This window comes from Citrobacter sp. VF227 (assembly GCF_052950715.1).
The window spans coordinates 1-431 of sequence record NZ_JBRFVF010000649.1; the positions used below are offsets into that span (position 1 = coordinate 1).

The following is a 431-nucleotide window of genomic DNA, read 5'->3' on the forward strand; positions in this document are numbered from 1 at the left end:
GTCCAGTAGTTCCGGGATATTGGCACCGAGAACAAACTGTTCGCCGGTAAAATCCGCGAACTGCTGCAAATGCCGCTCACCGCCGACCAGAACATCAGCCGTTGCAACCGCTTCGCGTGCTGCAGGCGTCATCAAATGCAAACCGGCAGGTCCCATCCCCACAACGGTTAACATTGCATCCCCTCAGCAATATCTGCGATTGGACGATTACAACCCAGCACCTGGTTATCAAAGGAGAACATGATGGCGTCGCAGGTCGGGGGATTTTTGGTAAAACGCAACGTTTGCAGGACGCGCATACAACTGCGCTTAGCCAGATGGTCATAGATGCGCTGAAAACCATACGCTTCTATGTGTTCCATCGCCGCCTCGGTGGTATCGCAGTCGCTGACCAGCGTCAGCAGTTCCAGCGGCCAGCTAAGTAACGGCAG

General features: G+C 54.8%; 1 protein-coding gene and 1 pseudogene. Both read right to left on the minus strand.

Annotated features, from left to right (window positions below):
• A partial coding sequence (locus tag ACU8YC_RS28360; protein ID WP_446896441.1) for an SAM-dependent methyltransferase occupies positions 1-174 on the minus strand: 174 nt, incomplete at its 3' end.
• Positions 168-431: pseudogene (gene cbiD / locus ACU8YC_RS28365) on the minus strand (cobalt-precorrin-5B (C(1))-methyltransferase CbiD); the annotation flags it as partial. The gene ACU8YC_RS28360 and the pseudogene cbiD, both read right to left, overlap by 7 nt.